Genomic DNA, 25585 nt, shown 5'->3' on the forward strand with positions numbered 1-25585 from the left:
GTTGCGGAACGGTGACGAAGGGGACGCGGATGTTCGGGCGCTTGGCGGCCTATCTCGATTCGATCAGGGCGCGCGATCCCGCCCCGCATTCGCGTCTGGAGATATTGACCTATCCTGGCGTCTGGGCGCTCGGCTGGCATCGTGTCGCGCATGCGCTCTATCGCCGGCGGCTGTTCCTGCTCGCGCGGATGGTCAACCATTTCTCTCGTGCCTGGACCGCGATCGACATCCATCCGGGTGCGCGCATCGGCCGCAATTTCTTCATCGACCACGGGTTCGTCGTGATCGGCGAGACGGCGGAGATCGGCGACGACGTCACCATCTATCAATGCGTGACGCTGGGCGGGACCAGCCCGGACGACGGCATCGCCGGAAAGCGGCACCCGACGCTCGCCGATGGCGTCATCATCGGATCGGGCGCGCAGGTGCTGGGGCCGATCCTGGTCGGTCCGCGCGCACGCGTCGGCGCCAATGCCGTGGTGACGCGCGACGTACCGGCCGGCGCGGTGATGGTCGGGATCCCCGCACGGCCGACGATGGTCGAAGGCGGGGCGGTGGAGGCACCGTCGCGCTTCGTCCCTTATGGTACGCCGTGCAGCGACCTGTTCGATCCGGCGACGCAGAAGCTCGAGATCATGCGTTGTGAGCTCGAATCGATGCGCAAGCGGCTGGATGCGATGCTGGACGCGACGCCCGATGCGGAGCGTGACCGCGCCTGATGGGGATCGTCACGCCCTTTCCGCATGCGCAACAGCCCAATCAGGTCGGCTTCGATCGTCTCGAGCTTGGCCGTATCCTCGACCTGTACGGCCGGATGGTCGCGGCAGGCCATTGGCGCGATTATGCGATCGACCTGGGGCAGGATGCGGCGGTGTTCGCCGCCTTTCGCCGCGCGGCCGAGCGACCGGAGTTCCGGATCGAAAAGCGGCCCGCGCTGCGCAACCGACAGGGGATGTGGGCGCTGCTCGGCGAACATGGCGCGGTGCTGAAACGGGGCCACGAGCTTGGCCCCGTGCTCGCGCCCGTCGAACGGCGGTTGATGAAGCTCGTCGATTGAGGCCGCCGCCCGTGTCGTCACGGGCGGCAAGCATCGTCATGCCGGCTGGTGGACCGGCGGCAGTTTCACGCGCAGCGGTTGCGACAGCCAGCCGACGACCATCGCGCGCATCGGTTGCCAGAAGGCAGAGAGCGTCAGCAGCGCCGACCCGATGACGAAGGCGGTGAATGCCGCGCCGAGTTCGACCGCGCCCGCGCTGCGGAACAGCGAATAGAGCGCATAGAGGACGTAGACGAGGCTGGAGACGAGCAAGGCACGCCGGTCGACCGCGAGCGCCAGTCCCGCGAACAGAAGGTAGAGTGCGATCACGATCACCGCGATCCCCGCGCCGATATCGCCATCGAACACGCCCAGCATCTTGAAGATCGGATGCGCGATCATCGGCGCGGCGGCGAGGTGCAGCCAGAAGGCGACGTCGGCACGGCGCGTCTCGCGCTGGGGGTCGGACATGTCCCAGCGCATCGCCAGCGCGAACACCGCCACGCCGCAGACCAGCAGCAGCGGCCACACGCCCTGGCGGATGCCCGGGATCGCCGCGGTCAGCAGGCCGATCGCGACGACGACCAGCGCCGCCGCGCCCGCCGCGACGGTGATCGGCACCATGAACCGGCGCCAGTGCAGCCATGCCGCACCCGCCGCGATCAGGCCGGTGGCCGCCATCGCCAGTGCGCCCGCGGTGCCGTCGATACGCGGCCAGACACTCTCGATCCCGCCCGCGATCGCGGCCGCCACGCCGCCGACGAAGGCGAGGAGCAGCAGGATGCTGGGCAGCGCCATCCGCCGCCGCGCGGTGAAATAGAGCGCCAGCATCCAGGCCGCCGCCGCGACGAACGCGCCGCCCAGGCCGTGGCTGATGCTGAAGCCGATCTGCCCGAGCGCGGCGAGCAGCAGTGCGATCGCGATCGACACGAAGATGTCGTTGAACCCGGTGAGCAGCCGGAAATGCTCTTCGTCGACCGCCGGCGCGGCCTGTGCCGCCGCGACGTGCCGCCGCAGCGCCGCCGCGGCATCGGACGAAATCGCCCCCGCCGCCACCGCGCCGTCGATGTCGCTCTCGCTGTACATGGACGTTCTCCTTCGTTGAGGAACGGGAAGGGTGCGCCTTGTGTGTTATTTAGTCAATACACCATCTTGTGGCTGGCATCGGTAGGCCGCGATTGCGATCGGTGACCGATTGTCTCGTCGTGCCCGGCAGTCTATCGTCCGTGCGTCCTGCACCGAAGAGGATGAGATGCCGTGTCGCGCCTCCGCCGCTTTCTGCCCTGCCTCCTCGGCATGGCGGTCCTGATGCCCGGGCCGGGCATTGCTGCGCCCGAAGGGCGGATCACCGGGGTCGGTGGCATCTTTTTCAAGAGCAAGGACCCCAAGGCGCTTATGGCCTGGTACCGCGACGTGCTGGGCATCGCGGTGGAGGCTTGGGGCGGGGCGATGATGCGCTACGACGCGCCGGGACACCCGCCGGTCCTGACGCTCAATGCCTTCAAGTCGACCAGCGATTATATGCAACCGTCGTCGCGGGAGTTCATGCTCAATTTCGCCGTCGACGACATGGACGCGTTCCTCGCCCGGTTGCGGGCGAAGGGCGTGACGATCCTGAAGCAGGACGACAGCGACCCCAGCGGTCGATTCGCCTGGATCGTCGATCCCGACGGCACCAAGATCGAGTTTTGGCAGCCGAAAGCCGCCGCCGCGGCCAAATAGCCGGCCGCGCGCTCTATCCGTGCTGTAGCAAGCGGCCGATCGTCATCGCCTGCTCCGCGCCCGTCTTCGGCACGATCTCGCCGGTGCGGTCGATGATGTCGGCCCAGTGCGCCGCGACGCCTTCGGGCGACAGATCTTCGCCGCGGAGCAGCGCGCCCGGCGTCAGAGTGACGTAGCTTGCCTGAAACGCGCCCGCGCCCGCGCCGAGGATGACGTTGCTCGGCGCGTCCTCGCTGACGAGGTAGAGTGCGCCGGGCGCGACCTTTTCCGGGGCGAAGGCATCGAACGCTTCCTTCGGGAACAGCTCCTCCGTCATGCGCGTGCCCGCGGTCGGCGCGATCGTGTTGACGCGGATGTCGTTCTTCGCGCCCTCGATACCCAGCGTTTTCGCCAGCCCCGCGATGCCGAGCTTCGCGGCGCCGTAATTCGCCTGACCGAAATTGCCGAACAGGCCGGAGGACGAGGAGGTCATCAGGACGCGGCCGTAATTCTGGTCGCGAAACGTGTCCCAGCATGCCTTGGTGGCGAAGGCGGAACCGATCAGGTGGACGCGCACCACGAATTCGAAATCGGCGGGCTCCATCTTGGCGAACGTCTTGTCGCGCAGCACGCCGGCGTTGTTGATGAGGATATGGACGCCGCCCCACGCGTCCTTCGCGCGTGCGACCATGTCGGCCATCTGGTCGTAATCGGCGACATTGCCGCCGTTCGCCATCGCCTCGCCGCCGATGCTGCGGATTTCCTCGACCACCGCGAGCGCGGCGTCGGAGTGGCCGGTGCCGTCCCGCGCGCCGCCCAGATCGTTGACCACGACCTTCGCGCCGCGTTGCGCAAGGGACAGCGCATAACAGCGGCCGAGACCGCCACCTGCGCCCGTAACGATGGCGACGCGGCCCTCGAAGTGGATCGGACTGGACATGGAAAAAGGCGCTCCCTCCGTCATGGATGAAGCGCCTTCCATACCCGAGCTTCGAACGGGCGCAATGCCCGCCCGAACCGTCAGGGTCGTTTTAGCGATGCGTGCGGCGCTTCGCCTTGTGCGTCGTCTTGTGGCCGCCATCGCTCGCCTGCTTGCAGCCATCATACTGGCCCTTCTTGCAGATCGGATAGCTGTCCTTCGGCGCAGGCGCCGGATAGGCCTGGTCCGGGGTCGGGGCCGGACGGAACGTCGGCGCGATGTTCGAACCCGGCGTGCCGCCGGTGACGGCGGGCGTGGTCGGCTGGTAGCCGCCGGCCGGCGTGGCGCCAGCGTCGCCGGTGGTCATCGGCGCCTGGGTGTCGGTCTGGCCGGCGGGCGCCGCCATGTCGCTGGCGGGCGCGGGCGTTGTGGCGGGCGCGGCCTGGCCGGCGGGCGTCGCCGACTGGTCCGCCGGCGGCGGCGTCATCGTCTGGTCGGGCGTGCCGGCGGGGGCGGTCTGCGTGGTGGGCGAGCTGGTGCCGGTCTGGCTCGACGTCTGGGCCAGGACGGGGGCGGCAACAAAGGCCGTGGCGGCCAACAGAATGAGCTTCATTGCGAATCTCCTTAAAATCTGATGCGCAAGTTTGCGTAAGCGCCCCCGCCCAACGCCCCATTCCCGACTTGGGTCCTTCGTTTCGCTCCCGATTCTACCGATCCGTTCTCGGCGGTCGGAAAACGCGGATGCGCCACGCGTCCCAATCGCGGTATCACGCGCCCGAGTCGAGCGAATAGCCTGCCGAGCGCACGGTGCGGATCAGGTCCGGCCGGTTGCCGATGTTGATCGCCTTGCGCAGCCGGCGGATATGCACGTCGACGGTGCGGCTTTCGATGTCGCTGTCGTGACCCCATACCGCATCGAGCAGGCGCTCGCGGCTGAACACCCAGCCGGGATGTTCGAGGAAGTGCTTCAGCAGGCGGAATTCGGTGGGGCCGAGCGGCACGACCTCGCCGCCGCGGCGCACCTTGTGGCCGACGGTGTCCATCTCGATGTCGTCGTAGGTCAGCTGCTCGCCGGCCAGCGCAGGGCGCACGCGGCGCAGCACCGCGCTGACCCGGGCGACGAGTTCGCGGGGGGAGAACGGCTTGGTTACATAATCGTCGGCCCCGGTTTCCAGGCCGCGGATGCGATCCTCTTCCTCGCCGCGCGCGGTCAGCATGATGATGGGCACGTTCGCCGTCTCGGGCATGCGGCGCAGGCGGCGGCACACCTCGATCCCCGACAACCCTTCGACCATCCAGTCGAGCAGGACGATGTCGGGCGCCTTTTCCTTGGCGAGCAGCAGCGCCTCCTCGCCGTCGGGCGTGTGCGCGACCTCGAAATCCTCGCGGCGGAAGTGATAGATCAGCAATTCGGCGAGGGCGGCGTCGTCCTCCACCAGCAACATGCGTGCGCGGGCCATCAGCGTTGCTCCTCAGGGGATGGGGAATGGGGGCCGCCACGATGATGGTCGGCCATCTGGGTTCCGGTCGCGGCGAAATAGACCATTTCCGCGACGTTGGTCGCATGGTCGCCGATCCGTTCCAGGTTCTTGGCGACGAACAGCAGGTGCGCGACCTGGCTGATCGTGCGCGGATTTTCGACCATATAGGTGACGAGCGTACGGAAGATGCTGTCGTAGAAATCGTCGAGCGCGGTGTCGCTTTCGACGACGCGGACCGCCATGTCGGGATCGCGCGCGGCGAAGGCGTCGAGCGCCTGGCGCACCATGCTGCTCGCCATCGCGGCCATGGATGGGAGGATGGAGATCGGCTCGATCCGGTGTGCGCCGCCTTCCGCACCCTCGATCATCGGCACGCGGCGCGCGATGTTCTTTGCATAATCGCCGATCCGCTCGACGACGGACGCGATCTTCATCGCCGCCACCACCTCGCGCAGGTCGACCGCCATCGGCGCGCGCAGCGCGATGATGCGCACCGCCAGCCGCTCGACCTCGCGCTCGATCGCGTCGATCGCCTTGTCGTCGGCATCGACGCGGCGGGCGAGCGCGGTGTCGGGGCGTTGCAGCGCGAGGATCGCCTGCGTGATCGCATCCTCCGCCAGCCCGCCCATCTGCGAGATCAGGCCGCGCAGCTGGCCGATGTCGGCGTCGAACGCCTTGACCGTATGGTCTACCATTATCCGTACCTGCCGGTGATGTAATCGCGGGTCCGCTCTTCCCGCGGGTTGGTGAAGATGTCGCTGGTCGCCGCGAACTCGACGAGCTGGCCGAGGTGGAAGAACGCCGTCTGCTGCGACACGCGCGCTGCTTGCTGCATGTTGTGCGTGACGATGACGATCGCGTAGCGGCCCTTGAGCTCGTGGATCAGTTCCTCGATCTTCGCGGTCGCGATCGGATCGAGCGCGCTGCACGGTTCGTCCATCAGGATGACTTCCGGGTCGACCGCGATCGCGCGCGCGATGCACAGGCGCTGCTGCTGGCCGCCCGACAAGGCCGTGCCGCTGTCCGTCAGCCGATCCTTCACCTCGTCCCACAGGCCCGCGCGGCGCAGCGAGCGTTCGACCATTTCGTCGAGGTCGGCGCGCGCCGCCGCAAGGCCGTGGATGCGCGGGCCGTAGGCGACGTTTTCGTAGATCGACTTGGGGAAGGGGTTGGGCTTCTGGAATACCATGCCGACACGCGCGCGCAGTTGCACGACGTCCATGTCGGCGGCGTAGATATCCTCGCCGTCGAGCAGGATCTGCCCCTCTACCCGCGCGCTGGCAACGGTGTCGTTCATGCGGTTGAGCGTGCGCAGGAACGTCGACTTGCCGCAGCCCGACGGGCCGATGAACGCGACGACATTGTCCGGCGCGACGTCGATCGACACATGGTCGATCGCGCGATTGTCGCCATAGAAGACGCTGACGTCGCGCGCCTGGATCTTGGGAATTGCGGTCACCAGCGGGTCTCGAAACGGTTGCGGAGGTAGATGGCGAGCCCGTTCATCGCGAGCAGGAAGACGAGCAATACGATGATCGCCGCCGACGTCTTCTCGACGAAGCCGCGATCGACCTGATCCGACCACAGGAATATCTGCACGGGCAGAACGGTGGCCGGATCGGTGAGCCGCGACGGGGCTGCGGCGATGAAGGCGCGCATGCCGATCATCAGCAGCGGCGCGGTCTCGCCGAGCGCGCGCGCCATGCCGATGATCGTGCCGGTCAGGATGCCGGGCAGCGCAAGCGGCAGGACATGGTCGAACACCACCTGCACCGGCGATGCGCCGACCGCCAGCGCGGCATCGCGGATCGACGGCGGCACCGCCTTGATCGCGTTGCGCCCGGCGATGACGATGACCGGCATCGTCATCAGCGCGAGCGTCAGCCCGCCGACGATCGGCGCGGACCGGGGCAGGTGCATCGTGTTGAGGAACACCGCGAGGCCGAGCAGCCCGAAGATGATCGAGGGCACCGCGGCGAGATTGTTGATCGACACTTCGATGAGGTCGGTCCAGCGATTCCGCGGCGCATATTCCTCGAGATAGAGCGCGGCGAACACGCCGATCGGGAAGGCGAGGCACAGGGTCACCAGCATGGTGAGCAGCGATCCCTTGAGCGCGCCCCAGATGCCGACGCGCGTCGGGTCGGTCGAATCCGCCGCGGTGAGAAAGCCGATATTCCAGCCGACCGACAGCACGCCGCGCGCCTGTAATCGGGCGACGATCGCCTCCGCTTCCGGCGACCCGTCGCGGCGGTAGGCAATATCGATCGCGCCCGTCACCGGCACGTCGATCGTCACAGGGCGGGCGAGCAGGGTCGGATCGCGCTTCACCGCGTCGCGCACGACGATCCACGCGCCGTCGGATAGCCAGTCCGGCCCGTCGGTGCCGTAAGCGGCGGCGGCGGCATGATCGACCGCCGTCTCGAGCCCAGCCCCCGCCAGTGCGAGATCGGCGCCGCGTCCGCGCAATTGCCGCGGCGTCACCGCCAGATGATCGCGCGCCAGGTCGATGGGCAGCGCGATCAGCGTCTGGCGAAAGCCGCCGATCCCCTGCGTCAGCATCGAGGCGAGCAGCAGCGCGAGGAACCCCGCCGACAGCCACACCGCGGCGAGGCCGATCAGGCGGAACCGGCGTTCGGCGGCGTAGCGGCGACGCGTGCGACGCTGCACCGCCGCCGTCTTCCAGTCGGTCGGCGCGCGGGGGAGCGGCTCGTGCCCTTGGGCCGGGACGCCGGCAATCAGCGGCGGCTTATTCATACGATTCCCGGTATCGCTTGACGACGACGAGCGCGACGACGTTGAGCGCCAGCGTCACCGCGAACAGCGTCAGGCCGAGGGCGAAGGCGGCGAGCGTCTTTGCGCTGTCGAACTCCGCCTCGCCGGTCAGCAGGTCGACGATCTGCTTGGTCACCGTGGTGGTGCTGGCGAAGGGGTTGAGCGTCATCGTCGCGACGCCGGACGCGGCCATGACGACGATCATCGTCTCGCCGATCGCGCGGCTGACCGCGAGCAGCACGCCGCCGACGACGCCGGGCAGGGCGGCGGGCAGGATTACCTTGCGGATCGTCTCCGAACTTGTCGCGCCCATCGCCAGGCTGCCGTCGCGCATCGCGGCGGGAACGGCGGCGATCGAATCGTCCGCCATCGACGAGACGAACGGGATGATCATCACCCCCATCACCACGCCCGCCGCCAGCGCGCTTTCGGAACTGGCCCAGCTGACGCCGATCGCCTGCCCGAACTCGCGCACCGCGGGCGCGACAGTGAGCGCGGCGAAATAGCCGTAGACGACGGTCGGTACGCCCGCGAGCATCTCCAGCGTCGGCTTCATCCAGCGCCGCGTCGCGGGCCGCGCATATTGCGTCAGGTAGATCGCGCTCATCAGTCCGAACGGGATCGCCACCGCCATCGCGATCACCGTGCCGATGAAGAACGTGCCCCAGAACAGCGGCAGCGCGCCCAGGCTGGCGCCGGGATGGCGCGGGTCGATCACCTGCGGGCTCCAGTGCGTGCCGAACAGGAACTCGCCGATCGGCACGAGGCGGAAGAAGCGCGCGGATTCGTAGAGGAGCGAGGCGACGATCCCCACCGTCGTCAGGATCGCGATCAGCGACGCGGTGAGGAGCAGCAGCATCACGCCGCGCTCCACCTGCGTCCGTGCGGCGAAATCGGGCCGCACCCGCGTGAAGGCGAGCGCGCCGCCGGCAAAGGCGAGCAGCAGCGCCAGCGCGGTCGCGATCCCGTCATAGCGGCTCTGCGCCGCGGCATAGGCGGGGGCGAGCCGTTCGGCGAGATCGTGGAACGCGCCGTAGCTGCGCCCCGCGCCAAGCTCCCGCGCCTCCGACAGGATCGACGCGCGTTCGAAACCGGGCGGTGGCAGCAGCGCGGCGGCAGGCGTGGTCAGCACCGCATCGGTGACGAGCGCGGGTGCGGTCATCGACCAGATCGCGAGGAAGACGAGCGGCGGCACCAGCGTGCAGATCGCGACGAACCAGCCGTGATGCGCGGGCAGCGCGCTGAACCGCGCGACGCGCGGGCGGCGGAAGGTCGCGGCGCGCATCCGTGCCGCGAGCCAGCCGATCAGCGCGAGGCCGACGACGATGAAGAGCAGGCCGAGCGCGCTCATGCGCCGAGCTCTGACGGGTCGAGCAGCGTCTCGTGCGCGACGATCGCCGCGGCGCGTGCGCGCACCGCGGGCGATGCGGCGATCAGCCCGCGGCGGACCAGCGGCCCGTCCGGCCCCCAGTTGCGCGCATACAGATCGAGGAACGTCTTGAGCCCCGGCACCGCGCGCAGATGCGCCTTCTTGACGTACAGGTAGAGCGGCCGCGAGCCGGGATAATGGCCATCGGCGATCGTCGCATAGGTCGGCACGACGCCGTCGATCGCGACGCCGCGGACCATCGTCTTGTTCTCGTCGAGATAGCTGTAGCCGAACACGCCGATCGCGCCGGGATTGGCGGCGAGCTTCTGGACGATCAGATTGTCGTTCTCGCCCGCGTCGATATAGGCGCCGTCCTCGCGCACGCGGTGGCACAGCGCCTTGAACGCCTCCGGGTTTTCGCTGGCCAGCGCCTTGGCATGCGGGTCCGCCTCTTCGCAGCCGCGCGCCAGGATCAGTTCGGTCAGCGCGTCGCGCGTGCCGCTGGTGCTCGGCGGGCCGTAGACCTCGATCGGGATCGCGGGCAGCACCGGATTGACGTCGCGCCACGTCCGCGCGGTGTTCGGCCGGCCGCCCGGCGACGCGGCGAGCGCGCGGTACAGGTCGGCGGTGGTCAGCGCCATGCCCGGTCCGCGCCGCGATTCGGCGAAGGCGATGCCGTCGATGCCGATCGGCACCTCGACGATCTCGGTCACGCCGTGGCGCGCGCATTCGGCATATTCGCCGCGCTTCAGCCGCCGCGATGCGTCGGCGAGGTCGGGATGCGCGGCGCCCAGGCCCGCGCAGAACAGCTTCAGCCCGGCGCCCGTGCCGGTCGATTCGATCACCGGCGCGCGCGCGCGCGGATCATTGGCGACGAATTGTTCGGCGATGATCGTGGTGAACGGATAGACGGTCGACGACCCGACGACCCTGATCTGGTCGCGCGATCCGCCGCCGCCGCCCTTCGCCTGGTCCTGACAGCCCGCGAGGCACAGCCCGAGAGCGAGTATCGCGATTCGCATTCCAGCCCCGCCCGCAGGCGACTCGCTGCCGCCCCCGGCGCCCTGTGTGACGGTTGCGTTACCCTTTGATGACAGCGGCTTCGGCCGTGGCAGGGGCAGGCTTTGCCGGTTTCGGATCGGCGGGTGGGAAGGCGACGGATACGGTGGTGCCGACGCCGACCTTGCTTGCAATGTCCAGCCGGCCGCGATGCCGCTCGACAATATGCTTGACGATCGCGAGGCCGAGGCCGGTGCCCCCGATACTGCGGCTGCGCCCGGCATCGACCCGGTAGAATCGCTCGGTCAGGCGTGGGATATGCTGCGGCGGGATGCCTTCGCCCTCGTCCGCGACGGTGAAGCGCACCATGCCCGATCCGTCGACCCCCACCGTCGCCGACACGGGCGATCCGGGCCGCCCGTATTTCATCGCGTTGCCGATCAGATTGTGGACCAGCTGCGACAATTGCACCTCGTCGCCGATCACGGCGGGCAGATCGTCCTCGAACCCGATCGACACGTCGACGACGCGCTCGCCGCCGCCCGCGGCCAGCTCCGCATAGACGTCCTCCAACAACTCGCCCATGTCGATCCGCTCGTCGGGAAGGCGATATTTCTCGCCCTCGATCCGCGACAGCGAGATCAGGTCCTCGATCAGCCGCTGCATCCGCTGCGCCTCGTCGAACATCACCTTCAGGAACCGCGCGCGCAGGCCCGGGTCCTCGCCCGCTTCGTCGCTGAGGGTTTCAACGAACCCCAGGATCGACGCGAGCGGGGTTCGCAGTTCGTGGCTGGCGTTGGCGACGAAATCGACGCGCATCTTTTCGGCGGCATAGCGGCCGCTCTGGTCGACCAGATGGACGATCCGCGCGCCGTCGCTGGTTTCGCCGATTCGCATTTCCCAGCGTTGGTCGGGAGTGCCCAGCCCGACCAGCTCGATCGGGCGGCCGGGCAGCGGCGCATCGCCTGCCAGGCGATCGGCCGCGGCGGGGTGGCGGATCGCGATGCGGATGTCCTCGTCGACGATATGGCGTCCCAGCAGCGACCGCGCCGCCTGGTTGGCGCACGACACGCGTTTGCCGCGGACCAGCAGCACGGGTTCGGCGATACCGTCCAGCACCTCGTCCAGCACGCGGTCGACGTCGGGCGCGACGGGGCCGCTGGCGGCCGGCGCTGCGCTGCGGATGCCCATCGCCGCCAGTCCCGCGGCGATACCGCCGACCAACGTCACGGCGGCGGCATCGATCGACGCGCCCACCGTATAAACGGCGGCGGCGGCGACGAGGGCGATTACGAGCGCGCCGCTCAGGCGCTGGACGAATCGTGGCGGCATCAGGCTTCGCTACTCGATTTCCGGCGTGTCCGCACCGGGGCCGAATGTCGCGCGGGCTCGCGCAGGGGCCTATTCCGCGGGGTTCGGGCCGGGGGGCGTCCCGCAACGGCACGGGCGCGCCGCTTGCCAGTGGTTAGCGAATGTGAAAGGCAGTCGGGATAGGACGATGGCGATGCGCGACGATATCCCCTCACGACCCGAAACGCCGCCGGCCGTGCCCGTGCCCGTGCCCGGGGAGGCGACGACGCGTCGCCGCGTACTGGCGCTGGGCGCCGTGACGGCCGGGGCGGTGGTGTCGATCCGTCCGGCGCTGGCGCAGACGACGGGGTCGGTGCTCAATTGCGAGATACCGGTGCCCGACATCACCCGTGCCGGCCGGTACATCGATGCCGACGGCAATGTCGTCGCGGCCGGGACGAAAGGCGCGTTCCCGCCGCCGGGCCGCCCGTTCAAGGGTGAGGACGTCAAGCGCGCGCTGAACGGCGGCATGCTGCCCGGCACGACGGCGGACAGCAATCGCGCTTATGTCGCCTATATCCGCCGGTTGCAGCGCGGGACGGGGGGCTTCACCTGCTTCGCCTCGCTGCAGATGCCGCGCGGCTGAATCGCTTGCGCTACCGCGCCGCGCCGCCGGCGGCGCTGCTCGTCGCGCCGCTCGATTCCTTCACCGCCGTCTATCATCGCGCATCGGGGATCACGCATCTGCTCGTCAGCCCCGCGCCGGAAATCCTCACCGCCCTGCAGGATGCTGCACTGACCGCCGCCGCGCTGCGCGACCGGCTCGGCGAGGCGTTCGACCTCGGCGAGGAGGACGCCGGCGCGCTCGATGCGCGGCTTGCCGAACTCGTCGCCGCCGGGCTGGTCGAGGCGCTGGCGTGAAGCATACGCTGTGCTTGCGCGTCGGCCCGTTCGGCTTCCGTATCGGGTCGGACTGGCGCGCCCCGATCGACACGCTCGCCGACCTCTATCGCGATTATCCGCGCGTCGACGTGCCCGACTACACTGTCCGGCTGGAGGCGACGCGGCCGTGGCGGCGGTGGATCCGCCCGTCGGTGCGCATCGGCGGGGATTACATGCTGCCCGACGCCGCGCCGCTGCCGCTCGAGCAGGCGCTGCTCGCGGCGGAGATGGGCATGAACCTGCAACTCGCGCTCGGCGCGCGGCGGTTCCTGCTGCTCCACGCCAGCGCGGTCGAACGCGATGGGCGCGCGCTGCTGATGACGGGCGAATCGGGGGCGGGGAAATCGACGCTGGCGACGCTGCTCGCCGCCGACGGCTGGCGGTTCATGGGCGACGAATTCGCGCTGATCGAGCCGGCGACGGGCATCGCCTTCGCTTTGCCGCGCCTCGTCAGCCTCAAGAACGAAAGCGTCGACGCGGCGACGCGGGCGTGGCCGCAGGCGCGCTTCGGGCCGCTGCTGCAAGGTACGCCGAAGGGCAATATCCGCCATCTGGTCCCCGATGCGCGCGCGATCGCGGCGATGGACGCGCCCGCCGTGCCGGCACTGCTGCTATTCCCGCAATTCGGCGCGGCGGCGGCGATCCGCACCGTCCCGCCCGCGGAGGCGTTCGTCCGCCTGACGCAGGCATCGACCAATTACGTGACGCTGGGCGAGGCGGGTTTCACCGCGCTGACGACCCTCGTGCGCAAGCTGCCGGCGTTCGCGATCGACTATCCCGACGGGGCGACCGCGCTCGCGCAGGTGGAGGCGTTGTGGCCGACGCGATGATGCTGGCGCGCGCGCTCGCCGATCCGACGGCGTTGCGGCTCGATACCGACTGGACCGGGCTGATCGCCGCGGCGCGCGCCGAGCAGCTGATCGGCACGCTCGCGTGGCGCCTCGCCGGCCTGCCCGTGCCCGAACCCGTCGCGATCCTGCTTGCCGAGGCGCGCGAGGCGGCGGAGGCGGCGCGGCGCACTGCTTTGTGGGAAGCGGAGATGGCGCGCCGCGCGCTCGCGCCGCTGGGCGTGCCGGTGGTGCTGCTCAAGGGCACCGCCTATGTCGCCGCGGGGCTGGCCGCCGGGCAGGGGCGGCATATCGGCGATCTCGACATACTCGTGCCGCGCGACGCGCTCGACGCGGTCGAGGCCGCGCTGATCGCGGCAGGGTGGGAATGGGTGAAGCCCGACCCCTATGACGATTCCTACTACCGACGCTGGATGCACGAGCTGCCGCCGCTGATCCATCGCGACCGCGACCGGATGATCGACGTGCACCACACGATCCTCCCGCTCACTGCCCGGCCGCGTCCCGATGCGGCGGCGCTGATCGCGCAAGCGCGGCCCCTCGGTAACGGGCTGTCGGTACTGTCACCCGAAGGCATGATCGTTCACGCCGCCGCGCATCTGCTCGCGGACGGCGACCTTGCCGGCGGCCTGCGCAACCTGTGGGACATCCACTGCCTGTATGGCGAGGCAGCGGAGGCTGACCCGGATTTCAGCCGAACCCTGATCGAGGAGGCCGCGCATCACGGGCTGGTGCAGCCGACGGTGCGCGCGCTGCGGCTGTCGCACCGCGTGTTCGGCACGCCGATCCGCGACTATACGGCGCCCGCCCGGCTCGACCTGAAACCGCGCCCGGGCGACGGATGGTTCGTCCGCCGGTTGCTGGCTCGCGACGGCTGGGGCCGCCCGACCCGGCCGGCGACGCGATTCGCTTTTTATGTCCGCTCGCACTGGCTGCGCATGCCACCCGCCATGCTGGCGCGGCATCTGTGGATCAAATGGCATAAGCGCGCTCCACTTTCCTGATGGATTGGCGGGCGACGTTCGGCCTAGGCTGCTGCATGTCGAATCGCGCTCGCCAGTGGCTGCTCGTCCTGTCCGTCCTGTCGCTGTCGGCGTGTTCCACGCCCGATACGACGCAGGCGGCGCAGATGGTCGGGCGGTTCCATGCCGCGTACAACGGCGGCCGGATCGACCTGCTGGCGGGGATGACGAGTCCGGCGTTTCGCGCGGCCGGGGGGCCGGGAGCGTTCGAACGCATGATGGACAAGGTCCGCGCCAAGCTGGGCAAGGTGCGCAGCGCCAAACAGGTCAACTGGCGCGTCAACGTCGGTACCGGCGGCGCGACGACGCTGCTCCAGGACGATACCGTGTTCGAGCGCGGCAAGGCGCGCGAAAGCTTCGTCTTCGTCGAGGATCACGGGCATCCGGCGCTCAACGCCTACAACATCAACTCCCCCGACCTGCTCTGACCGGCTTCAGCCGCGGGCTGCCAGCGTCTCCAGCGCGGGAATGAGCGCTGTATAACCATCGATCACCGCGTCGGCGCCCAGTTCCGCGACCGGCTGCATCAGGAAGCCGAAAGAACAGGCAATCGCGGGCAGTCCCGCCGCCTGCGCCGCCTTTACGTCGAAAATCGAATCGCCGACGAACGCCGCGCTGCCGCCGCCGCAGCGGCGGATCATTTCATGGATGGGGGCAGGCGAAGGCTTGGCGTTGCCAGGCCCCATCGTATCGCCGCCGATCAGCGTCGCGAACCGCCCCATCAGGCCAAGGTCGGCCAGGACCGCGCGCGCCAGCGCTTCCAGCTTGTTCGTCACCACCGCGATCCTCACGCCCATCGCATCGAGTGTATCGAGCGCGTCGAGGCAGCCGGGATAGGGATGCGTGTGCACCGCGATATGCGCCTCGTAATAGTCGAGCAGGCGGCGGTGGAGCACGTCCAGCGTCGCCTCGTCGCAGCCGCCCGTCGCGGCCATGCCCTGCGCCAGCATGTGGCGCGCGCCCCCGCCGATCATCGGCTTCACCTGCTCGACGGCGAGTGGCGGCCGCCCGATCGAGGCCAGCGCATGGTTGACCGCGGCGGCAAGATCGCCGCTGGTGTCGAGCAAGGTGCCGTCGAGGTCGAAGCCGACGATGGCGAAAGGCGGGCGATGGGCGGTCATGGCCGTCCGCGTGCCGCGCACGGCTGGAAATGACAAGGCCGCCGTGGCACAGACGCGGCCCATGAGCACGCCCATCGCCGTCATCATCCTTGCTGCGGGCAAGGGTACTCGCATGAAGTCCGACCTGCACAAGGTGCTGCATCCGATCGCGGGCCGGCCGATGCTGCTCCATCTGATCGACAGCCTGAACCGCGCCGGTGCCGGCCGCCGCGTCGTCGTGGTCGGCGCATCGGGCGACCAGGTCGAGGCGGCGGTCGCGGCGACGGGGGTCGAGATCGCGTGGCAGCACGAACAGCTCGGCACCGCGCATGCCGCGTTGCAGGCGAAAGAGGCGCTCGCCGGTTTCGACGGGATCGCGATCGTCTGTTTCGGCGACACCCCCTTGCTCGCGACCGGGACGGTGGCGCGGCTCGCGGCGCGGCTGGAGGCGGCGGACGCGCCGACCGTCGCGGTGCTGGGGTTCCGCCCCGCGGACGCCCGCGCCTATGGCCGGATCGTCGCCGATGCCGACGGCACGATTGCCAAGATGGTCGAGTTCAAGGACGCGAGCGACGCGGAGCGCGCGGTCGACCTGTGCAATTCGGGCGTCACCGCGGTGCGCACGCGCGATCTGTGGCGGCTGCTGGAGGCGGTCGGCAACGACAATGCGGCGGGCGAATATTACCTGCCCGACATCGTCACGCTCGCGATCGCGCAAGGTGGGCGCGCGGTGTGCATCGAAACCAGCGAGGACGAGGTCGCCGGCATCAACAGCCGCGGCGAACTGGCGGCGGTCGAGGTGGGCTGGCAGGCGCAGCGCCGCGCCCAGGCGATGGCGGACGGTGCGACGCTGATCGCGCCGGAGACGGTGTGGTTCAGCCACGATACCGTGCTGGGCCGCGACGTCGTGATCGAACCGAACGTCGTCTTCGCGCCCGGCGTGACCGTGGCGGACCAGGTGACGATCCACGCCTTCAGCCACCTGGAGGGTGCAACCGTCGCCGAAGGCGCCGAGATCGGCCCGTACGCCCGCCTGCGCCCCGGCGCGGTCGTGGGACGCAAGGCGAAGGTCGGCAATTTCGTCGAAATCAAGAAGGCCGTGCTGGGAGAGGGCGCGAAGGCCAATCACCTGTCCTACATCGGCGATGCAGAGATCGGCGCGGGCGCGAACATCGGCGCAGGGACGATCACCTGCAACTACGATGGCTTCTTCAAGTACAAGACGCAGATCGGCGCGGGCGCGTTCATCGGGTCCAACTCCGCTCTCGTCGCGCCGGTCACGGTCGGCGCGGGGGCGATCGTAGGGGCGGGATCGGTCGTGACCGCCGACGTCGAGGCCGACGCCCTTGCGCTCGTCCGTCCCGAACAACGCAGCAAGCCGGGCTGGGCGAAGCGGTTCCGCGAAAGAATGACCGCGCGCAAGGCTGGCAAGTGATATCACGCTGTGATATCACCCGCGCATGCGTACGTTGATCGATCTTCCGGACCGTGACATCGAGCGGCTCGATGCACTGGCGCGTCAACGCAAAGTGTCGCGCGCCTCGTTGATCCGCCAGGCCGTGGAGCGTCACCTCAACGACAACGATGCTAACGGCTGGATTCGGCGTGGGGCGGGCTATTGGCGGAATCGCGACGACATCGGCGATCCGATCGAATATCAGCGCGTCATGCGTGAAGATCGTGACCCGGTTTGATCGTCGCCGGGTTTGATCGTGGCCCAGCCTTTCTTCGACACGAACATCCTGATCGATTGGTTACTGGATCGCCCGCAGGCCAGCGAGGAGCTGGCGCGTTATGCGAGCCATCGGATAAGCCGGATAGTCTGGACGGAGATACTGGCTGGCGAGCCGCAGGCGCAGCGGCCCACTATTCATAGGCTTTTGTCCGGGTTCGAAATCGTCGAGATCGACGCGCAAATCGCGGCGGCGGCGGCGGATATACGGTTCGATACGCGCATGAAATTGTTGGACGCTATGATCCTGGCGACGGCGCGCGTCCACGGCGCCATGCTGATCTCTCGCAATACGAAGGATTTTCCGGCAGGCATGCCGGGCGTCCGTGTCCCCTATACCCTCTGAAAGCAGATCGATCTATGTGTGGCATCGTTGGAATCGTCGGTAACGAAGACGTCGCGGACCGGCTGCTCGACGGCCTGAAGCGGCTGGAATATCGCGGCTACGATTCGGCGGGAATCGCCACCGACGTCGACGGGGCGATCGAGCGTCGCCGCGCGTCGGGAAAGTTGGTCAATCTGGCGAACGAACTCGCCGCCCATCCGCTCGCCGGGACGACGGGCATCGCACACACGCGCTGGGCGACGCATGGCGGCCCGACCACGAACAACGCGCACCCGCATGCGACCGACGAGGTCGCGGTCGTCCACAACGGCATCATCGAGAATTTCAAACCGCTGCGCGACGAGCTGATCGCGCGCGGCCGTGTGTTCACCAGCGAGACGGACACCGAAGTCGTCGCGCATCTGGTCAGCGAGCAGGTCGAGGCGGGGCTCGACCCGGTCGGCGCGGTGCGCACGATTCTGCCGCGGCTGCACGGCGCCTTCGCGCTCGCCATCCTGTTCCGCAAGCACCCGGACATGCTGATCGGCGCGCGTCTCGGCTCGCCGCTTGTCGTCGGGTTTGGCGATGGTGAAACCTACCTCGGCTCCGACGCGCTCGCGCTCGCGCCGCTGACGCAGCGCATCGCCTATCTCGACGAGGGCGACTGGGTCGTCTGCACCCAGGACGGCGCGCAGGTATACGATCGCGACAATAAGGCCGTAGAGCGACCGATCACCATCTCCGGGGTCACCGGCGAGCTGATCAGCAAGGGCAATCACCGCCACTACATGCTGAAGGAGATTTACGAACAGCCGATCGTCGTGGCGCAGACGCTGCGTTCGTACCTGCAGCGGATGGAGGATCGCGTCACGCTGCCGATTCCCGAATTCGACCTCGCCGGCATCAAGCGCGTGACGATCGTGGCGTGCGGCACCAGTTTCTACGCCGGCATGGTGGCCAAATATTGGTTCGAGCAGTTCGCGCGCGTGCCCGTCGACCTCGATGTCGCATCCGAGTTCCGCTATCGCGCGCCGGTGATGGAGCCGGGCGGCCTGATGATCGTCATCAGCCAGTCGGGCGAGACGGCCGATACGCTCGCCGCGCTGCGCCACGCCAAGAGCGAAGGCCAGACGATCGCCGCGGTGGTCAACGTGCCGACGAGCAGCATGGCGCGCGAGGCGGACCTGCTGCTGCCGACGCATGCCGGGCCGGAGATCGGCGTCGCATCGACCAAGGCGTTCACCTGTCAGCTCGCGGTGCTCGCCGCGCTCGCTGCAAACCTCGCCCGCGCCAAGGGCAAGTTTAAGGACGGCGAGGAGCGCGAGATCGTCAAGCACCTCGCCGAGACGCCCGCCGCGCTCAATGCCGCGCTCGCCTATGACGAATCGATCCAGGAGATGGCGGGCGTCGTCGCCGCGGCGCGCGACGTGCTGTATCTGGGCCGCGGCACCGACTATCCGCTGGCACTGGAAGGCGCGCTGAAGCTCAAGGAGATCAGCTATATCCACGCCGAAGGCTATGCTGCGGGCGAGATGAAGCATGGGCCCATCGCGCTGATCGACGAGAACGTGCCCGTCATCGTCATCGCCCCCTCGGGCCCGCTGTTCGAAAAGACCGTCAGCAACATGCAGGAGGTGCAGGCGCGCGGCGGCAAGGTCGTGCTGATCAGCGACTATGACGGCATCCAGGCGGCGGGCGAGAACTGCGTCGCGACGATCACCATGCCCAAGGTCCACCCGCTGATCGCGCCGTTGGTCTATGCCGTTCCGGTGCAGCTTCTCGCGTATCACGTCGCCGTCGCCAAGGGGACGGATGTCGACCAGCCGCGCAACCTCGCCAAGTCGGTGACGGTGGAGTAGCCGCTCGCCATCATCCCGACCCTGCGCTAGGGCCGCGGTGATATCGTGTGCATTTCGAGGATGACCGGGACGTGGAGAGCGCAGCGCCGCTGGTGGCGGGGATCGAACTGGGCGGCACCAAGATCGTCTGCCTGCTCGCGCGCGGCCCGGAGGACATCGTCGACCGCGTCCAGCTTCCCACCGAACATCCGGCAGACACGTTGCCCGCGATCGAGCGCGTGCTTGACGGGTGGCGCGGGTTCGACGCGCTCGGCATCGCGAGCTTCGGTCCCATTTCGATCGACCGCCACGCTGCCGATTACGGGCAGATCACCTCGACTCCGAAGCCGCACTGGGCGGGAACCGACGTCGCGAAGCGCCTCGGCAGTCGGTACGGCGTGCCGACGGGCTTTCACACCGACGTCGTCGGCGCCGCGCTGGCGGAGGCGCGCTGGGGTGCGGCGGCGGGCCTTGCCGACGTCGCCTATGCGACGGTCGGCACCGGCATCGGCGTCGGTCTGATCGCCGGCGGCAAGCCCGTCGATGGGCTGACCCATTCCGAATTCGGCCATATCCGGCCTGCGCGCATGCCGGGCGACGACTGGGTCGGCGTCTGCCCCTTCCATGGCAGCTGCCTGGAGGGGCTCGCCGCCGGGCCCGCGATCGGCGCGCGGACGGGGATCAAGGGCGAGGACGTGCCCGCCGATCACCCGGTCTGGGATGCGGTCGCGCATGTGCTCGGCCAGATGTGCCATATGCTCGTGCTGACCGGCGTGCCGCGGCGCATCGTCATCGGCGGCGGCGTGATGGTCGGCAATCCGCACCTGTTCCCGCGCGTCCGCGCCGCGATGGTGCAGAGCCTTGCCGGCTATATCGCCCTGCCGGAAATCGCAGCGGATGCGTTCGTCGTGCCGCCGTCGCTCGGCAACAACGCAGGGCCACTCGGTGCGATCGTGCTCGGCGCGCAGGCGCTCGCCGAACGCAAGACGTCGTTTACGACGCTTTAACCGCATCCGCTTACCCCCTCGTCATCCTGATCGAGGGGAATGTTTTGATGACCGCCCAGACCCTGCCCGCCGAGGCGAAGCGGCTTCTGATCGTCGACGACGAACCGGCGATGCATGACAGCTACGCGCGCAGCTTCGCGCCCGCGGGCGGCGGCAACGACGGCGCGCTCGACGCGATGGCCGCCGAGCTGTTCGGCGACGATGCGGTCAGCAGCGCGACGGACGACGATGCCCCGCACTTCGCGCTGACGCATTGTCACCAGGGACTGGATGCGGTCGCCGCGGTCGAGGCCGCGCTCGCCGCCGGTACGCCCTATGCGGTCGCCTTCATCGACGTTCGCATGCCGCCGGGCATCGACGGGCGCGAGACCGCGCGCCGCATCCGCGCGCTCGATCCCGAGATCAACCTCGTCATCGTCACCGGCTATTCCGATTTCTCGCCGATCGAGATCAGCAAGGCGGCGGGCCCCGCCGACAAGATCTTCTACATCGCCAAGCCGTTCGAGGTCGCCGAGGTCGTGCAGACCGCGACTGCGCTCGCGCGCCGCTGGGAAGTCGACCGCGAACTGTCCGCCGCACGTGCGTTGCTCGCGCAGCAGGTGATGCAGCTGGAAGAACAGGGGCTCGAACTCGCCGCCAACGAAAGCCGCGCGCTGCACATGGCAACGCACGATTCGCTGACCGATGCGCCCAACCGCCTCGCCTTCCTACGCGCGCTCGGCGAGCGGGCGAAGCGCCCCGGCCTGTTCGCGACCGCGATGTTCGACCTCGACCGGTTCAAGCTGGTCAACGACACGCTCGGCCACCTGGCGGGCGATGCGCTGATCCGCGAGATCTGCACGATCCTCAACGCCACCGCACCCGAAGGCGCGATCGTCGCGCGGCTGGGCGGCGACGAATTCGGCGTGTTGTTCGACACGCCCGGCGAAGAGGCCGCGGTGATGGCCTGCGACCGCATCGTCGCGGCCTGCACCGGCACGCACCAGGTATTCGGCAATTCGGTGCAGAGCGGCGCGTCCGCGGGTGTCGTCGTCGTCGCGGGCGACGGCTGCGACCCGATCGACGCGCTGCGCCGCGCCGACCTCGCGCTCAACGACGCCAAGCGGCAGGGTCGCGGCGTCAGCCGCCTGTTCGACGAAAGCATGGACGAGGGCATCCGCTTCCGCCGCCGCGTCGAGGCGGGCCTGGGCCAAGCGATCGAGAAGGGCGAACTCAGCCTCGTCTACCAGCCGATCGTCAGCCGCGATGCGCTGGAGGTGCTCGGCTTCGAGGCGCTGGTGCGCTGGAACACCGCCGAATACGGCCCGATCAGCCCCGCGACCTTCATCCCGATCGCCGAGGAATCGAACGTCATCCACGAACTGGGCGACTGGATCCTCGACCAGTCGCTGGCGATGCTGAAGATTTTTCCGGGGCAATACGTCTCGGTCAACTTCAGCCCGCGCCAGTTCCGCCGCCACAATTTCGTCGGCCATATCATGGAAAGCGTCGAACGCGCCGGCGTCGTGCCGAGCCGCGTGCAGATCGAGATCACCGAAACCGCGATCTTCGACGATGCCGAGCGCGCTGCCGAGACGCTGTACCGCCTGCGCCAGATGGGTTTCCGCATCGCGCTCGACGATTTCGGCACCGGCTATTCCAGCCTCTACAATATCCGCAAGTTCGCGCTCGACAGCCTGAAGATCGACCGCAGCTTCATCGACGGCATGGGCCGCGAGCGCGAAAGCGCCGCGATTGTCCATTCGATCATCCACCTCGGCCGCGCGCTCGGGCTGGAGGTGATCGCCGAGGGCGTCGAGACGGAGGCGCAGGTGCAGGCGCTGCGCATCGCCGGGGCCAGTCACCTGCAGGGTTATTTCTTCTCGCGGCCCGTTCCGGCCGATCAGGCGATGGCGCTCGCGGAACGCCGTTTCCTCGGCGAGGATCTGTCCGCCGACGCGGGCATGGCGCCGGCGGCGAGCGGAACGCACGGATGACCCGCGCCGCCCGATGGCGGCGCCCGTTCGGCCACGTCCGCTCCCGGCGTGCCGTGGGCCCCGCCTCGCTCGGTGCAAAGCTCGTGCTGATCCTGACGATCGTCGGCCTTGCCGGCGCGCTCGGGATCACCCTGCTGCTCGCCAGCGTCATCACGCCCAATTTCAACGCGCTCGAGGCGAAGGCGATCGAGGGCCATGTCGACCGGACGCGCGCCGCGCTGGCCGATTATGCCAGCAAGGTCGAGAACGCGGTGCGCGACTATGGCGACTGGACGCAGAGCTACGACTATATGGCGCGCCCGACCGCCGCGTTCGAGCGCGACAGCTTCTCGCCGCTCGCGATGAGCAACCTGGGGGTGCAGGGCATGGCCTATGTCCGACCCGACGGCAGCATCCAGATCGCGCGCTGGCTCGACCCTGCCAGCGGTGCGGAACGCGACGACCTGCGCGGCGCGCTGATCCGCACGATCGCGCATACCGACCTTGCCCGTGCGGTCGGTCGCAGCAATTCGGGCCGCTTCTACGCGCGGCTTGGCCCGGCGGTCGCGGCGATCGGCGTCGCGCAGGTGCGCCGCTCCGACGGCACCGGCAGCCCACGTGGCTATGTGCTGATGGCGCGGCAGATCACGTCGACGCAGATGTCGAAGCTGTTGCAGCTCGACGCGCGCATCGACCTCGCCCCCGCCGGCGACACCCCCGTCGTGACGCCGGGCAGCGCCACCGCGCAGATCGCGGTGCCGATCCGCGGCGCGGACGGGCATGCCGTCGCCACCACCCGTTTCCGCATCGTGCGCGACGTGTCGCTGCTCGGCCGGCGTATGCTGCTGCTCGCGGTCGCCGGATCGACGTTGTTGCTGCTGATCGTGCTGATGGTGCTGCGCCGCACGATCGCGCGTCTGGTGCTCGCGCCGCTGCAACGCGTCGAACGCCATATGCAGCGCGTCCGCGCCTCCGGCTCGATGGCGCTGCTGGAGGATGACGGGCGGCGCGACGAATTCGGCTCGCTGGGCCGCAGCCTCAACGCGATGCTGTCGCAGCTCAAGGACTTGCGCGAACAGATCGAGGTGCAGAGCTTCGCGCTCGGCCGCTCCGAAAGCGCGGTCGCGGTGATGCACAACGTGCGCAACGCGCTCAATCCGATCAGCACGATCCTCAGCCAGGGCATCGCGCAGACGCCGCCCGTCGACCGCGCGATGGTCGACCGCGCGCTCGACGAACTGGCGAAGGATGATCTGCCCGCCGGCCGCCGCGCCAAATTGTCCGCCTTCGTCGCCGCCGCGCTCGCCGCGGAAGGGGCCGCGCGCGAGACGATGCGCGGCGAACTGCAGGTCGGGCGCGAGGCGATGGCGCATGTGCTGGAGATCATCGGCCAGCAGCAGAAACAGGCGCACGAGCGCCCGACGCTGGAATTGTGCGATCTCAGCGAAATCATCGCGCGCAACGCGACGATCGCGCGTTATTCGCAGGATGCGTCGATCGCGTTCAGCTTTCCCGCGGACCCGCATTACGCGATGGCGAACCGCGTCATCCTCAGCCAGGTGATCGGCAACCTGCTCGGCAATGCGGCCGAAGCGATCGCGGCGAGCGGACGCGGCAGCGGCTCGATCGCGGTCACCGTCGTCGATGCCGACGATACCGTCACGATCCGCATCCGCGACGATGGCGAGGGGTTCGACGCGGAAACCGGTGCGACTTTGTTCCAGCGCGGCTTCTCGACCCGCGCACACAAGTCGGGGGGGCTTGGCCTTCACTGGTGCGCCAATTCGATGACTGCGATGGAAGGCGCGCTCCGCCTCGAAAGCGAGGGCAGGGGGCGCGGTGCCACCGCCGTGCTGACGCTGAAGCCCGCCGAGGCCGCATTGGTCGCGCGCGCCGCCTGACGCGCGCGCGTCGCCGGCTCAGGCGGCGCGTTCCGCCCGACCCGCGGACCCCATCTCGTCCAGATAGGGCGCGACGATGCCGAGCGCGCGATATCGCCGCTGCGTCGCCTCGGGCAGGTCGGCGAACGGGCCGATCCGCCCGCGACAGCCGGGTGCGCCGCACGCGCAGGCCATCGACCAGTCGCCATCGGCGAGCGTCGTCGAATAATCCCACGCCACCTCCTCGCCCGACTCGATCGTCGCCAGTGCGACCAGGAAGACGCCGTCGTCGGTGAAGCGCAGGCCGGCGTTCGGCGCGCAGCTGTGGTTGATCAGATCGTCGATCCGCCCCGACGGGCCCATGTAGCGGTCGCGCGCGATCTGCAGGAAACGGTCCGCCGCCCCGCTCAGTCGACCCGGCACGCGCGTCGCCGGGACGGTGGGGCCGGAAAAGCGCAGCATCGTCTCGCCTGCCGCGAACCCCTGCATCGCGAACACCGCCTTGCCCAGATGCGTCTCGCGCACCGCGAAGGGGTTGGCGGGGACGTAAGCGTCGAGGATGCGCCGGCCGCCCCGCCGCATGTCGAGCGCGCGCAGCGGGCTGATCGTCGACAGGCCGACCATCGCCCAGACGCTGGCATGGCACAGCAGCTCGACGAGGATGTAGGCATATTCGCCCACCCCGAACCCGTGACTGCGCACCGCGACGAACAGCGCCGCCAGATCGCCGAGCGTCCACAGACCCCAGGCGGGGGAGCGTTCGCGGGCGCGATCCTCCCACACGCTCGCCCAGGTCGGCCAGAAGCCGAGCGGCACCGCCGCGACGACGAGCATGTGCGCCCAGAACGTCTCTTTGAGCGGCAGCCACAGGATGATCGCGGCAAGGCTGGCGGCCATGCATACCGTCTCTGTCGTTGACGGCCGCGTCCAGCGCGACCGCCGCCACATCGCCAGCGTCACGACGATGCATGATATCGCGGAAAAGGCGAAGACCAGCCCCTGCGGCTTGCCGGGGTTGACCGCGAGATAGGTCGCCGCCTCGATCCCCGTCGCCACCGCCCAGATCAACCAGGATGCGCGGCTCGGCTCGACCAGATGCCGGCGCAGCCCGGCCAGATAGATGCCATAGCCCGCCAGGCTGAGCATCATGGCCACGAGGAACCACGGTTCGACCGACATTCGCGTTGTATCTGGCCCCCGCCCGAATTGGTTACCAAATCGTAAACGAGCTTGGCGAATCCGTCGAGGGGGTGCGGGCAAGGCGTACGACGGCGCGGTTCGACATGTCCGAACCGATGTCCCAGCGATGAAACGGCGTGACGTCCTCGTCATTCAGGCCGATGCGGCGGCATCCCGCTTCGTACGC

At 68.9% G+C, this 25585-nt stretch carries 27 protein-coding genes; 15 read left to right on the top strand and 12 right to left on the bottom strand.

The genetic code is table 11. The features are described from left to right. Positions 1–29: 29 nt before the first annotated feature. Together epsC and DM480_RS11770 are read left to right on the top strand one after the other, a co-directional pair. Entirely contained in the window at positions 30–719 is a 690-nt protein-coding gene (gene epsC, locus DM480_RS11765) for a serine O-acetyltransferase EpsC (RefSeq protein ID WP_115379262.1), read from the top strand. Further along, a complete protein-coding gene (locus DM480_RS11770) occupies positions 719–1057 on the top strand; it encodes a DUF2794 domain-containing protein (protein WP_115379264.1) in 339 nt (112 codons plus the stop codon). Before epsC ends, DM480_RS11770 begins: the two co-directional genes overlap by 1 nt. A 36-nt stretch (positions 1058–1093) precedes the next feature. On the opposite strand, the gene DM480_RS11775 is transcribed toward DM480_RS11770, so the two are convergent. Then, positions 1094–2122: a hypothetical protein gene (locus DM480_RS11775; protein ID WP_115379266.1), complete on the bottom strand. Its 1029-nt coding sequence runs from the start codon at positions 2120–2122 to the stop codon at positions 1094–1096. A gap of 171 nt (positions 2123–2293) precedes the next feature. Here DM480_RS11775 and DM480_RS11780 point away from each other — a divergent pair, with 171 nt between their 5' ends. Then, the gene (locus tag DM480_RS11780) at positions 2294–2758 is read left to right on the top strand and encodes a VOC family protein (protein WP_232833978.1); all 465 of its coding nucleotides are present in this window, start codon (positions 2294–2296) and stop codon (positions 2756–2758) included. A gap of 13 nt (positions 2759–2771) precedes the next feature. On the opposite strand, the gene DM480_RS11785 is transcribed toward DM480_RS11780, so the two are convergent. From DM480_RS11785 to DM480_RS11825, 9 genes are all read right to left on the bottom strand, one after another. Beyond that, complete coding sequence (locus DM480_RS11785) at positions 2772–3677, bottom strand: SDR family NAD(P)-dependent oxidoreductase (protein WP_115379268.1); 906 nt, start codon at positions 3675–3677, stop codon at positions 2772–2774. A gap of 91 nt (positions 3678–3768) precedes the next feature. Continuing rightward, a complete protein-coding gene (locus DM480_RS11790; RefSeq protein WP_115379270.1) occupies positions 3769–4269 on the bottom strand; it encodes a hypothetical protein in 501 nt (166 codons plus the stop codon). A 154-nt stretch (positions 4270–4423) separates the two neighbouring features. Beyond that, entirely contained in the window at positions 4424–5116 is a 693-nt protein-coding gene (gene phoB / locus DM480_RS11795) for a phosphate regulon transcriptional regulator PhoB (protein ID WP_115379272.1), read from the bottom strand. Further along, positions 5116–5832: a phosphate signaling complex protein PhoU gene (gene phoU / locus DM480_RS11800; RefSeq protein WP_115379274.1), complete on the bottom strand. Its 717-nt coding sequence runs from the start codon at positions 5830–5832 to the stop codon at positions 5116–5118. The genes phoB and phoU overlap by 1 nt, the downstream gene beginning before the upstream one ends. Further along, positions 5832–6599, bottom strand: coding sequence for a phosphate ABC transporter ATP-binding protein PstB (gene pstB / locus DM480_RS11805; protein WP_115381241.1), 768 nt, complete (start codon positions 6597–6599; stop codon positions 5832–5834). Before pstB ends, phoU begins: the two co-directional genes overlap by 1 nt. Next, positions 6593–7894 (bottom strand): phosphate ABC transporter permease PstA, encoded by a 1302-nt coding sequence (gene pstA / locus DM480_RS11810; RefSeq protein ID WP_115379276.1) that lies wholly within the window; start codon positions 7892–7894, stop codon positions 6593–6595. Before pstA ends, pstB begins: the two co-directional genes overlap by 7 nt. After that, positions 7887–9263, bottom strand: a complete 1377-nt coding sequence (pstC, locus tag DM480_RS11815) for a phosphate ABC transporter permease subunit PstC (protein WP_115379278.1) — start codon at positions 9261–9263, stop codon at positions 7887–7889. The genes pstA and pstC overlap by 8 nt, the downstream gene beginning before the upstream one ends. After that, the gene (locus tag DM480_RS11820; protein ID WP_115379280.1) at positions 9260–10303 is read right to left on the bottom strand and encodes a substrate-binding domain-containing protein; all 1044 of its coding nucleotides are present in this window, start codon (positions 10301–10303) and stop codon (positions 9260–9262) included. Before DM480_RS11820 ends, pstC begins: the two co-directional genes overlap by 4 nt. Before the next feature lie 58 nt (positions 10304–10361). Beyond that, positions 10362–11612 carry an ATP-binding protein gene (locus DM480_RS11825; protein WP_115379282.1) on the bottom strand — a complete coding sequence of 417 codons (1251 nt, stop codon included), beginning with the start codon at positions 11610–11612 and terminating at the stop codon, positions 10362–10364. Between the two features lie 172 nt (positions 11613–11784). Here DM480_RS11825 and DM480_RS11830 point away from each other — a divergent pair, with 172 nt between their 5' ends. From DM480_RS11830 to DM480_RS11850, 5 genes are read left to right on the top strand one after another with little or no spacing between them, the layout of a single operon-like run. After that, on the top strand, positions 11785–12216 hold the full coding sequence (locus tag DM480_RS11830) for a hypothetical protein (RefSeq protein WP_232833979.1): 432 nt from the start codon (positions 11785–11787) through the stop codon (positions 12214–12216). 5 nt (positions 12217–12221) lie between these two features. Further along, positions 12222–12491, top strand: coding sequence for an HPr-rel-A system PqqD family peptide chaperone (locus DM480_RS11835; RefSeq protein ID WP_115379284.1), 270 nt, complete (start codon positions 12222–12224; stop codon positions 12489–12491). Then, positions 12488–13342 (top strand): HprK-related kinase A, encoded by an 855-nt coding sequence (locus tag DM480_RS11840; RefSeq protein ID WP_115379287.1) that lies wholly within the window; start codon positions 12488–12490, stop codon positions 13340–13342. The genes DM480_RS11835 and DM480_RS11840 overlap by 4 nt, the downstream gene beginning before the upstream one ends. Beyond that, positions 13327–14364, top strand: a complete 1038-nt coding sequence (locus DM480_RS11845) for a nucleotidyltransferase domain-containing protein (protein ID WP_115379289.1) — start codon at positions 13327–13329, stop codon at positions 14362–14364. Before DM480_RS11840 ends, DM480_RS11845 begins: the two co-directional genes overlap by 16 nt. Positions 14365–14399: 35 nt before the next feature. After that, complete coding sequence (locus DM480_RS11850; protein ID WP_125471513.1) at positions 14400–14810, top strand: hypothetical protein; 411 nt, start codon at positions 14400–14402, stop codon at positions 14808–14810. 6 nt (positions 14811–14816) lie between these two features. Here DM480_RS11850 and DM480_RS11855 read toward each other — a convergent pair whose 3' ends face one another. Then, positions 14817–15503, bottom strand: a complete 687-nt coding sequence (locus DM480_RS11855) for an HAD-IA family hydrolase (RefSeq protein ID WP_115379293.1) — start codon at positions 15501–15503, stop codon at positions 14817–14819. A gap of 61 nt (positions 15504–15564) precedes the next feature. Between DM480_RS11855 and glmU the strand changes: the two genes are divergently transcribed. From glmU to DM480_RS11890, 7 genes are all read left to right on the top strand, one after another. After that, on the top strand, positions 15565–16917 hold the full coding sequence (gene glmU, locus DM480_RS11860; RefSeq protein ID WP_115381246.1) for a bifunctional UDP-N-acetylglucosamine diphosphorylase/glucosamine-1-phosphate N-acetyltransferase GlmU: 1353 nt from the start codon (positions 15565–15567) through the stop codon (positions 16915–16917). A 25-nt stretch (positions 16918–16942) separates the two neighbouring features. Next, positions 16943–17176: a CopG family transcriptional regulator gene (locus tag DM480_RS11865; RefSeq protein WP_115379295.1), complete on the top strand. Its 234-nt coding sequence runs from the start codon at positions 16943–16945 to the stop codon at positions 17174–17176. Positions 17177–17194: 18 nt separating this feature from the next. Then, a complete protein-coding gene (locus DM480_RS11870) occupies positions 17195–17560 on the top strand; it encodes a type II toxin-antitoxin system VapC family toxin (RefSeq protein WP_115381248.1) in 366 nt (121 codons plus the stop codon). Positions 17561–17574: 14 nt separating this feature from the next. After that, entirely contained in the window at positions 17575–19398 is a 1824-nt protein-coding gene (glmS, locus tag DM480_RS11875) for a glutamine--fructose-6-phosphate transaminase (isomerizing) (RefSeq protein ID WP_115379297.1), read from the top strand. 71 nt (positions 19399–19469) lie between these two features. Beyond that, complete coding sequence (locus tag DM480_RS11880; RefSeq protein ID WP_115381250.1) at positions 19470–20384, top strand: ROK family protein; 915 nt, start codon at positions 19470–19472, stop codon at positions 20382–20384. A 47-nt stretch (positions 20385–20431) separates the two neighbouring features. Next, on the top strand, positions 20432–22360 hold the full coding sequence (locus DM480_RS11885) for a putative bifunctional diguanylate cyclase/phosphodiesterase (RefSeq protein ID WP_115379299.1): 1929 nt from the start codon (positions 20432–20434) through the stop codon (positions 22358–22360). Further along, positions 22357–24240: a CHASE4 domain-containing protein gene (locus DM480_RS11890; RefSeq protein WP_115379301.1), complete on the top strand. Its 1884-nt coding sequence runs from the start codon at positions 22357–22359 to the stop codon at positions 24238–24240. The genes DM480_RS11885 and DM480_RS11890 overlap by 4 nt, the downstream gene beginning before the upstream one ends. Positions 24241–24258: 18 nt before the next feature. On the opposite strand, the gene DM480_RS11895 is transcribed toward DM480_RS11890, so the two are convergent. Further along, complete coding sequence (locus DM480_RS11895; RefSeq protein WP_115379303.1) at positions 24259–25398, bottom strand: SET domain-containing protein; 1140 nt, start codon at positions 25396–25398, stop codon at positions 24259–24261. Positions 25399–25585: the final 187 nt, after the last annotated feature.

It is taken from the genome of Sphingomonas sp. FARSPH, from assembly GCF_003355005.1.
In the GTDB taxonomy this organism is placed as follows: Bacteria; Pseudomonadota; Alphaproteobacteria; order Sphingomonadales; family Sphingomonadaceae; genus Sphingomonas.

Coding starts and splice junctions, on each gene's coding strand:
- DM480_RS11890 (WP_115379301.1), top strand. CDS start 22,357: ATGACCCGCGCCGCCCGATGGCGGCGCCCGTTCGGCCACGTCCGCTCC.
- DM480_RS11770 (WP_115379264.1), top strand. CDS start 719: ATGGGGATCGTCACGCCCTTTCCGCATGCGCAACAGCCCAATCAGGTC.
- DM480_RS11895 (WP_115379303.1), bottom strand. CDS start 25,398: ATGTCGGTCGAACCGTGGTTCCTCGTGGCCATGATGCTCAGCCTGGCG.
- phoB (WP_115379272.1), bottom strand. CDS start 5,116: ATGGCCCGCGCACGCATGTTGCTGGTGGAGGACGACGCCGCCCTCGCC.
- DM480_RS11785 (WP_115379268.1), bottom strand. CDS start 3,677: ATGTCCAGTCCGATCCACTTCGAGGGCCGCGTCGCCATCGTTACGGGC.
- DM480_RS11865 (WP_115379295.1), top strand. CDS start 16,943: ATGCGTACGTTGATCGATCTTCCGGACCGTGACATCGAGCGGCTCGAT.
- DM480_RS11790 (WP_115379270.1), bottom strand. CDS start 4,269: ATGAAGCTCATTCTGTTGGCCGCCACGGCCTTTGTTGCCGCCCCCGTC.
- pstC (WP_115379278.1), bottom strand. CDS start 9,263: ATGAGCGCGCTCGGCCTGCTCTTCATCGTCGTCGGCCTCGCGCTGATC.
- DM480_RS11825 (WP_115379282.1), bottom strand. CDS start 11,612: ATGCCGCCACGATTCGTCCAGCGCCTGAGCGGCGCGCTCGTAATCGCC.
- pstA (WP_115379276.1), bottom strand. CDS start 7,894: ATGAATAAGCCGCCGCTGATTGCCGGCGTCCCGGCCCAAGGGCACGAG.
- DM480_RS11855 (WP_115379293.1), bottom strand. CDS start 15,503: ATGACCGCCCATCGCCCGCCTTTCGCCATCGTCGGCTTCGACCTCGAC.
- DM480_RS11850 (WP_125471513.1), top strand. CDS start 14,400: ATGTCGAATCGCGCTCGCCAGTGGCTGCTCGTCCTGTCCGTCCTGTCG.
- glmS (WP_115379297.1), top strand. CDS start 17,575: ATGTGTGGCATCGTTGGAATCGTCGGTAACGAAGACGTCGCGGACCGG.
- DM480_RS11830 (WP_232833979.1), top strand. CDS start 11,785: ATGCGCGACGATATCCCCTCACGACCCGAAACGCCGCCGGCCGTGCCC.
- DM480_RS11885 (WP_115379299.1), top strand. CDS start 20,432: ATGACCGCCCAGACCCTGCCCGCCGAGGCGAAGCGGCTTCTGATCGTC.
- epsC (WP_115379262.1), top strand. CDS start 30: ATGTTCGGGCGCTTGGCGGCCTATCTCGATTCGATCAGGGCGCGCGAT.
- DM480_RS11775 (WP_115379266.1), bottom strand. CDS start 2,122: ATGTACAGCGAGAGCGACATCGACGGCGCGGTGGCGGCGGGGGCGATT.
- DM480_RS11820 (WP_115379280.1), bottom strand. CDS start 10,303: ATGCGAATCGCGATACTCGCTCTCGGGCTGTGCCTCGCGGGCTGTCAG.
- glmU (WP_115381246.1), top strand. CDS start 15,565: ATGAGCACGCCCATCGCCGTCATCATCCTTGCTGCGGGCAAGGGTACT.
- phoU (WP_115379274.1), bottom strand. CDS start 5,832: ATGGTAGACCATACGGTCAAGGCGTTCGACGCCGACATCGGCCAGCTG.